Raw genomic sequence first — 3,846 nt, 5'->3', positions numbered from 1 at the left:
TTGAGGGCGAGAATGTCGAATGAACTGTCTTCGCCAGGTGCAGATAAAGAACTGGACTGTTCCGGCAGTATACGCCTCAGCCCCGCGGCAAGAATGAACGCGAGTTCATCGAGGCGTTCGCCCGTCGACAGACGGACGGGCTGCAGCGGGTTCGGGCCAGATCGGGCGTCTTGCATGAGACCGTTCGCAACAGAAGATGACTGGCGAAACGGTAGTCGCAAAACGACGATACGCAAGTATATTCAACGTGTTATCGAGTTTCCGCGCAATCATTCGAAGCGCGCCGCAGGGTCGGTGTGCCGTCTCCTCCGTCCTCGCCGTTGATCCCATACGCTAAGTAGCGTATCAATCCGCTCATCCGCGAAGAGGCGTATCCGCGGCATCAGGGACAGATAAGGTAGGACAGCAATGTCGGCTCAGTCCGTGACATTCGGTCAGGCAATTGCGAAGGCCCGCAAGGCCAAGGGCCTCAGCCAGAAGGAGCTCGCAGCGCTCGTGAAGAAGGAGGAAGGCGGCGGCCCGATTTCGCCGCAGTACCTCAATGACATCGAGCATGACCGCCGGAGCCCCACGTCCGATCACCTGATCAAGCAGTTTGCAACGATCCTCGATGAGGACGAGGGTTACCTTTTCGTGCTGGCCGGAAAGATTCCTGATGACGTGCGACAAAAGGCGAAGGATCGAGATAAGATTGTGAAGAGCTTCGCGAATTTCAGAAAGAACATCACGAATTGAGGTAGTCGCCTTGGTTAGGATGGTGCCCGACAAGACTGGACGGTTCGCAGAGAGGCCACACTACTCCGCCCAAGAGCTTGACCGCGAGTGTGAGCGGATTGTCTCCGCCCTCTTGCGCGGCCGTCGTGGCTCCGTCGATTTTCCTGTACGGACGGATGATCTCGAAGTGCTGATTGAACAGCACGAATCGGAGCTCGATGCTTACGCCGATCTATCGGACTTCGGTGACGACGTTGAAGGCATGACCGAGTTCTTCCCGGAAGGAAGAACGAAGGTCTCCATCTCGGAGAAACTGGCCAACGACTCGCGGCGGGAGAATAGGCTGCGGACGACCCTCGCCCACGAGTTTGGGCATGTGTATTTCCACCGTCACCTCTGGGCGGAGAAGTTCATCGCTCGGCGTCTGTTCGATCGCAAGAGCATCGAGAACAAGGCCATCTGCAAGCGCGACAGCATCATAAGCGCGTCCCAGTACGACTGGATGGAATGGCAGGCTGGATACGTCAGCGGGGCGATCCTCATGCCCGCGACTCAGCTGCGCCGCCTTGTCTCGGATTATTGCGAGCCGCGAGGACTGCACGGCTCGATACACCAGGCCTCGGAGGATGGCTGCGCACTTATCCGTGCAGTCATGGACCGATTCGCGGTCTCAGAGGATGCCGCGCGAGTCCGCCTTTTGAAGCTGAGCCTACTGGTCTCCTCCAGCAGCCAACCCTCTCTTTTCTAGCAGAGAATCCGTCAATTCGCGGAAAAGCGTATTTTTTCGATTGACTCCGCGCGGGCGCTAAATACGCTAATTAGCGGATTAGCAACTCTGCGGATGCACCACGAAAGGAGACCAGCGTGACCGCTCTTTCCGCCTTCCTTCGCAAGACGCCCGGCGAGGCGCTGCGCGAATACTTCGACCGACCGGAAATCGGCCTCCCTACAGAATTTGACTGGCCAGCATCGGACGCCGATCTTTCCGGACCACTTCTCGCCGCCATTGAGAAGTTGTCCCGCGTTCAGCGCGACCGCATCTCGAACGACGCCGAGCGCGTCCATGCCCTGTCCGACGAGCCGGGCCAGGCTGCGATTTACAGCGTCGCGGAAGATCCCGCCTTCCTAGACGGACTTGCCAACCCGCACGCGCGGTCGCTCTGGATGTTCCTGAACGCGCAGGACCGCTTTCGCCATGCCGAGGAAGTCCGCTTCACGGAGGACCGCCGGCGCGGTCGGATGTGGGCCGGCTACATGACCGATGCCGGCTGCGTCGTGCAGCGCGACGCGCCAGCCCGCCATGCCTTCGTTTCCGCGATCAAGGAGTTCTCGGGCGCCGCCCATGCCCATGTCGACATCTTCGACCGGGTGAGGACGACCCATGAGGGCGACGAATGCGACCTCGTGCAGGTGACGATCTACCGCGAGGGACGGCCCGACGATCTGCTGCGCTTCGACGATAAGGGATCCCTCGTGCGGCAGGCTTATCGTCCCGTGTTCGAGGCCGCGGTGACCTATGAGCCCGCAACAGGTGGCATCGAGGTGATCGCCAACGACAAGGTGACGCGGAGCGAGATCGTGAAGGCGACGGTCACGCACCTCCTTGGCATCGAGTTCAGGGAGAACCGCCTGCCCCTACGGTGGTACGACCTTTCCGTGCTGCTGACGCCGTACGACTTCCCGGTCGACCCCGAGGACGGGATCGAGGGTGTCGAGGTGCGCGAGCTGCGCCTGATGCCGATCGACGACAGTGATTTCAGGGTGACGCTGGAGAAGCCCGCGCGCGCTGACGAAACGATATGGGCGAAGGCGGAAGAGAATTTCGGAGATCGCACGCCCCTGAGCGAAGGGTACGTCGTCACGCGGGCCAAGATCGCCGTGAAGCTTGCCCGGCGCCCGGGAGGTGACAGGCGGCGCACGCTGACCCTGACGATCACTTGGCCGCATGGCTGCGATCTGAAGGATCGCACCGCGGCCGAGCAGATGATCGGCGAGAAGTACCTTCGGCGCTGGGGGATCCTGGTTGATGACCTGCAGCTCTTCGAGGATTGATCTCGCCGCCCGCCGGCTGCTCTCGTCCATCGCCGGGACCCGCGACGCGCGGGTCTCGGCCATGGCCCTCGCCCACAAGCGCGGCGCCGGAAAGCAGCTGATCGAAGCGGGACTGCTCGTGCCGCGCGGCAGCACCATGGCCGTCGTCGCCGAGGACGATCTAGACGACACCCCGACGTCCGTCATCGTTCACCCGATCACGGGGCGTCATGGGCATCTCAGCAATGAGGCGTGGCAGGATGAGCACTTCACTGCCCGTCGCCGGGTCTATGCGCTGGACATGTCGGCCACAGCCCGGCGAGTGGCCGCCCGGCTCGACTGCTCGCTCGGTGATGACCCCGTGCCATCCCTTGATGGTGCGGTGATGGACTTTGGGACGGCGCGGCTGCCGAAGCGCAGGGCGCGCGCTGGGATCTGGGTCGCCCGAGGTCTGACGGCGCCGGCGGTTTTCGAGGAGTTCCGTCAACTCGTCACGCGCCGTCCCCCCGAAGGCCTGCGCGTGGTCCTTTTCCTCGATCCTCCGGATCGGCATCGCCTCAGCTTCATAAGGGGCCATGAGTTCGTCGCGCTGGCGGATGTCGTCGATCACGAGGATGGCCTCGCTGTCGCACCGGAAGTCCTGGCCGCACGCCTGCTGAAGGGGCCTTCGCACAAAGGGCCCGTCTGGGTCTCCGGCGATGGCGGCGTGCTGATCGTGCATGGCACGTGGCATGAGTTCACTGGCGGCAAACAGAAGATCGCCGTGGCCATGCTCGCCGAAGCCTGGCTGGGCGGCGACCCCGTGCTGCCCGTCGCGCGCATCCTGGAGGAAGCCGAGTGCGGGCCATCGGTGAAGCGATTGAAGGATCTCTTCGGTGGCCACCCCACCTGGCAAGAGGTGATCAGAGAGAGCGGATCCAACTGCTGGCTCGAGGTGTGACACTGAAAGCCTCTCGAAACTAGGCCGTCCTTCGGGGCGGCCTTTTTGGTTTTTGGCCACTCGGACTGCATTCCTCCCGTATCTCCTCCCTGGCTCCTCCCCGGCTCCTCCCCCGGCCTCGTCCATCGTCTCCGCAGGTTTTCGACCAAAACCGAAGGAGA

The 3,846-nt window shown here is 62.4% G+C and carries 5 protein-coding genes; 4 read left to right on the top strand and 1 reads right to left on the bottom strand.

Features of this window, described 5'->3' with window-relative positions:
- Positions 1-236 (bottom strand): hypothetical protein (locus tag L598_RS21670; protein WP_210245035.1); only part of this gene is annotated, 236 nt, incomplete at its 3' end.
- 172 nt (positions 237-408) lie between these two features.
- On the opposite strand from L598_RS21670, the gene L598_RS20525 reads away from it, so the two are divergent.
- The 4 genes from L598_RS20525 to L598_RS20510 all read left to right on the top strand — a co-directional run bounded on the left by L598_RS20525 (position 409) and on the right by L598_RS20510 (position 3,685).
- Positions 409-735: a helix-turn-helix transcriptional regulator gene (locus L598_RS20525; protein ID WP_144865744.1), complete on the top strand. Its 327-nt coding sequence runs from the start codon at positions 409-411 to the stop codon at positions 733-735.
- 166 nt (positions 736-901) lie between these two features.
- A complete protein-coding gene (locus L598_RS20520; protein WP_246658863.1) occupies positions 902-1,462 on the top strand; it encodes an ImmA/IrrE family metallo-endopeptidase in 561 nt (186 codons plus the stop codon).
- Positions 1,463-1,578: 116 nt separating this feature from the next.
- The gene (locus L598_RS20515) at positions 1,579-2,766 is read left to right on the top strand and encodes a hypothetical protein (protein WP_144865740.1); all 1,188 of its coding nucleotides are present in this window, start codon (positions 1,579-1,581) and stop codon (positions 2,764-2,766) included.
- Positions 2,741-3,685 (top strand): hypothetical protein, encoded by a 945-nt coding sequence (locus L598_RS20510; protein ID WP_144865739.1) that lies wholly within the window; start codon positions 2,741-2,743, stop codon positions 3,683-3,685. The genes L598_RS20515 and L598_RS20510 overlap by 26 nt, the downstream gene beginning before the upstream one ends.
- Positions 3,686-3,846: the final 161 nt, after the last annotated feature.

The sequence above is a fragment of the Mesorhizobium sp. J18 genome (assembly GCF_007829525.1).
GTDB lineage: Bacteria > Pseudomonadota > Alphaproteobacteria > Rhizobiales > Rhizobiaceae > VLJP01.
Note: the sequence above shows the minus strand (reverse complement) of the source record. Positions and strands in the feature narration are given on the sequence as shown.

What these genes read in the sequence shown, in the direction of transcription:
- L598_RS20525 (WP_144865744.1), top strand. Translation starts at nt 409, where the DNA reads ATGTCGGCTCAGTCCGTGACATTCGGTCAGGCAATTGCGAAGGCCCGC.
- L598_RS20510 (WP_144865739.1), top strand. Translation starts at nt 2,741, where the DNA reads ATGACCTGCAGCTCTTCGAGGATTGATCTCGCCGCCCGCCGGCTGCTC.